Annotated in this window: 7 protein-coding genes and 1 pseudogene; all 8 read left to right on the top strand. The window is 41.7% G+C overall.

Going from position 1 to position 3,444, the window contains the following annotated elements; translation table 11 throughout:
* The first annotated feature begins 55 nt into the window (after positions 1 to 55).
* Positions 56 to 196 carry a DUF3789 domain-containing protein gene (locus tag B5F18_RS12265; RefSeq protein ID WP_021374764.1) on the top strand — a complete coding sequence of 47 codons (141 nt, stop codon included), beginning with the start codon at positions 56 to 58 and terminating at the stop codon, positions 194 to 196.
* Positions 193 to 414, top strand: a complete 222-nt coding sequence (locus B5F18_RS12260; protein WP_010817890.1) for a hypothetical protein — start codon at positions 193 to 195, stop codon at positions 412 to 414. Before B5F18_RS12265 ends, B5F18_RS12260 begins: the two co-directional genes overlap by 4 nt.
* 197 nt (positions 415 to 611) lie before the next feature.
* Complete coding sequence (locus B5F18_RS12255) at positions 612 to 1,073, top strand: hypothetical protein (protein WP_087157927.1); 462 nt, start codon at positions 612 to 614, stop codon at positions 1,071 to 1,073.
* Positions 1,074 to 1,170: 97 nt separating this feature from the next.
* Positions 1,171 to 1,407 (top strand): hypothetical protein, encoded by a 237-nt coding sequence (locus B5F18_RS12250; RefSeq protein ID WP_087157926.1) that lies wholly within the window; start codon positions 1,171 to 1,173, stop codon positions 1,405 to 1,407.
* Complete coding sequence (locus B5F18_RS12245; RefSeq protein ID WP_087157925.1) at positions 1,382 to 1,879, top strand: antirestriction protein ArdA; 498 nt, start codon at positions 1,382 to 1,384, stop codon at positions 1,877 to 1,879. Before B5F18_RS12250 ends, B5F18_RS12245 begins: the two co-directional genes overlap by 26 nt.
* A 17-nt stretch (positions 1,880 to 1,896) precedes the next feature.
* Complete coding sequence (locus B5F18_RS12240; protein WP_010817898.1) at positions 1,897 to 2,400, top strand: antirestriction protein ArdA; 504 nt, start codon at positions 1,897 to 1,899, stop codon at positions 2,398 to 2,400.
* Positions 2,401 to 2,509: 109 nt separating this feature from the next.
* A complete protein-coding gene (locus tag B5F18_RS12235; RefSeq protein WP_058692526.1) occupies positions 2,510 to 2,899 on the top strand; it encodes a conjugal transfer protein in 390 nt (129 codons plus the stop codon).
* Positions 2,886 to 3,444: pseudogene (locus B5F18_RS12230) on the top strand (ATP-binding protein); the annotation flags it as partial. The gene B5F18_RS12235 and the pseudogene B5F18_RS12230, both read left to right, overlap by 14 nt.

The raw sequence follows: 3,444 nt of genomic DNA, 5'->3' as shown, positions 1-3,444 counted from the left end.
ACAGCAGACAGCGGACACAGAGGAGCTTATCACAGAGTAAAGGAGAATTGAGATTATGGCAGAACTTGTTAAGGACTTAGTGCTGGTATCGCTGGGAATGGGTATCGGTGTCGTTCTTATGTGTATCGCACAGGTCAGCAAAATGGCTGACGAACAAATGGAAGAAATCAAAAAAGAAAGGATTGATAAAGAATGAATTTCGGACAGAATTTGTACAACTGGTTTTTAAGCAACGCACAGAGCCTTGTGTTAATGGCAATCGTGGTAATCGGTATCTACTTAGGATTTAAGAGAGAGTTTTCTAAGTTAATCGGCTTCCTTGTGATTGCCTTAATCGCTGTCGGGCTGGTATTCAATGCAGGCGGTGTCAAAGACGTGCTGTTAGAGCTGTTCAACCGTATCATTGGAGCGTAGCAATCAGCAGTTTGCGGTCACGCAAACTTACCTGTCCCCCTATGGGAGTTCGGGCATAGGGGGAATGAAAGGGGGTGACGGAATGGTACGCAGATAAAAGATAGTCACGCTATGAATTTCATTGAATGGCTGATTTTTAACTGATATAATGTGAATATAGAAATCGACAAATTGGAAGTTGTAGATTGGAGTTAGTTATGAAAAATGTAATATATATATTAATTCAATGCACTTGGGGATTGCCACAAACATTGTTAGGATTTATAGTACTTTTAATTAATATAAAAAATAAACATTATTTTTATCACGGTGCAATTATTACTGAAAGAAATGTTCCTTCAAGTGTATCTTTGGGAATGTTCGTCTTTACAACAACTAATCCGATGAAAGATAAAAGAACAAAAAATAAAATACCAGATGAAGAATTAAGTAAAAGGCTTTTAGTTCACGAATATGGTCATACAATTCAATCCCTTATTTTTGGACCATTATATTTAATAGTAATGGGGATTCCATCAACACTATGGGGATTTTTGCCATATTTTCAAAATAAAAGAAACAACGGAGTATCTTACTTTAGCTTTTTTACAGAAAAGCTTGCTAATTATTTAGGTGAAAAAGTTACAAAAGAAAAATCAATGGAAAATGCTATTATATAAATTACAATTTAATAATTACATATCCCGACACAAAGCGGTTACTCCATTGGAGATCAACCGCTTTTTCTATACTCAAATTTCAGATTGGAGTGATTGATTGAAAGATATTTTTACAGATATGCAGGCAAAAATCGGGTGTCCGTATCTCTCTGACCTGCCCTATTACAAGCGTGCGGTCTGGTTTGAGATGAAACGCCTTTGCCTGTCTGACTACCCTAAGAAACAGTTAGAAGATTTTTCACGCTATGTATTCGGTGTGCCTTATGCCGTCATACAGGAAGCGTTGACAAGAGAGGACGTGATGAAACATGGAAGAAATGCGTGTGCAGATTGAAGCCAGAGAACCGACAGACGGAGAAATCCGAGCCTTTTGGTTCACCCTGCCTATCGACACAGAACAAGTGGAAGAACTGCTGGGAATTGATGTAGACACAGACTATTACTATATCACAGGCAAGGAGCTTCCCTTTGCTGATGAAGTGCAGGAAGATACCACCATTGAAAAGCTCAATGACCTGTATTCTACTTATGAAAATTTACCCTCTGACTTGAAAGAGGATTATGTGGAGCTTATGTGCTATTACTCTAATCTTGATGAATTGCACAGATACAGAAATGACATTATCCATTATTCGTGGTGTAAGAACATGACGGACGTTGCCCGCCACATACTGAACAACGACCCAGCGTTCACTTCCCTTAGTGAGAGCGTTATCCGCTATTTCGATTTTGAAGCCTACGGGCAGTACCTTGACGACAACGGACGCTTTGTGGAAACCGACCACGGTATCTATGAGCTTCCGTAGAAAAGAGGTGTGTGCCTATGGTTGACGACATGAGGGTGTATATCGCTAATCTTGGCAAGTACAACGAGGGCGAACTTGTCGGAGATTGGTTCTCTTTCCCTATCGACGAGGAAGATGTTGCGGAGCGTATCGGGCTGAACAGTTATTATGAAGAATATGCTGTCCATGATACCGACAACTTTCCTATTGAAATCGGGGAGTATATCTCCATTCAAGAACTCAATGAGATGTACGAGATGATTTGTGAGCTTCCCGACTATATAACGGACGCTCTGGACGAGTTTGTTTCTCACTATGGAAGTCTGGAAGAAGTCTACGAACACAAGGACGACATTTATTTCTATCCAGACTGTGACGACATGACCGACATTGCCTATTACTTCATTGACGAGTTACAGGTATTGGGTGAAATTCCGCTACCGTTGCAGAACTATATCGACTATGAAGCATACGGCAGGGACTTATCCATAGAGGGGACATTCATTGAAACAAGCCGAGGGATATGCGAGATACCATATTAGAGCTGGCAGATCAGCGACAGTAAAGGTCGCTACTGACAGCTTTTTTCTATCAAGGACAGTCTGAAAAATGGCTGTCCTTTTCCATTACAACGAAAGGAGCTGAAACGAATTGAAGAAGATTAAGAGCTACACGGGTATCTGGAACGTGGAGAAAGTCCTGTATGCAATCAACGATTTTACTCTCCCGTTTCCCGTTACCTTTACCCAGATAACGTGGTTTGTCATCACGGAGTTTGCCGTCATTCTCTTAGGAGACTTACCGCCGTTATCGCTTATCGAGGGAGCGTTTTTAAAATACTTCGGTATTCCCGTTGCCCTCACATGGTTTATGAGCCAAAAGACCTTTGACGGCAAGAAGCCTTACAGCTTTTTAAAGTCCATGCTGACCTATGCCGTCCGACCAAAAGTGACCTATGCAGGAAAAGCCGTGAAGCTGGAAAAGGAAGTTTTCAGCGAACCTGTCACGGCGGTTAGGAGTGTGATGTATGTTCCCGATTAAGTATATCGACAACAACCTTGTCTGGAACAAGGACAATGAGGTATTCGCCTATTATGAGCTGATACCGTACAATTATTCTTTTCTGTCAGCGGAACAGAAATTTATCGTCCATGACAGCTTCCGTCAGCTTATCGCACAGAGCCGTGAGGGGAAAATACACGCCTTGCAGATAGCGACGGAAAGTTCCATAAGAAGCATACAGGAGCAGTCAAAAAAGCTGGTGACGGGGCGACTTCGTGATGTGGCGATACAGAAGATAGATGAACAGACGGAAGCCCTTGTTTCTATGATTGGCGACAATCAAGTGGACTATCGCTTTTTTATCGGCTTCAAGCTCATTGTGACCGAGGAAAAAGTCAGCCTTGAGAGCGTGAAGAAATCAACGTTTATGACATTCAAAGAGTTTTTGAACGAGGTCAACCATACGCTGATGAATGACTTTATCTCCATGCCAGATGATGAAATCAACCGCTACATGAAAATGGAAAAACTGCTGGAAAATAAAATCTCCCGCCGTTTCAAGTTCCGACGCTTGGACAAGAACG

The sequence above is a fragment of the Lachnoclostridium sp. An181 genome, from assembly GCF_002160325.1.
Taxonomy (GTDB): domain Bacteria; phylum Bacillota; class Clostridia; order Lachnospirales; family Lachnospiraceae; genus An181.
The sequence above is the reverse complement of the archived record's forward strand: the minus strand, read 5'-3'. Positions and strand labels throughout refer to the sequence as shown.

Excerpts from the sequence above, each read along its gene's own strand:
- B5F18_RS12240 (WP_010817898.1), top strand. The coding sequence starts at position 1,897 with ATGGTTGACGACATGAGGGTGTATATCGCTAATCTTGGCAAGTACAAC.
- B5F18_RS12245 (WP_087157925.1), top strand. The coding sequence starts at position 1,382 with ATGGAAGAAATGCGTGTGCAGATTGAAGCCAGAGAACCGACAGACGGA.
- B5F18_RS12260 (WP_010817890.1), top strand. The coding sequence starts at position 193 with ATGAATTTCGGACAGAATTTGTACAACTGGTTTTTAAGCAACGCACAG.
- B5F18_RS12265 (WP_021374764.1), top strand. The coding sequence starts at position 56 with ATGGCAGAACTTGTTAAGGACTTAGTGCTGGTATCGCTGGGAATGGGT.
- B5F18_RS12255 (WP_087157927.1), top strand. The coding sequence starts at position 612 with ATGAAAAATGTAATATATATATTAATTCAATGCACTTGGGGATTGCCA.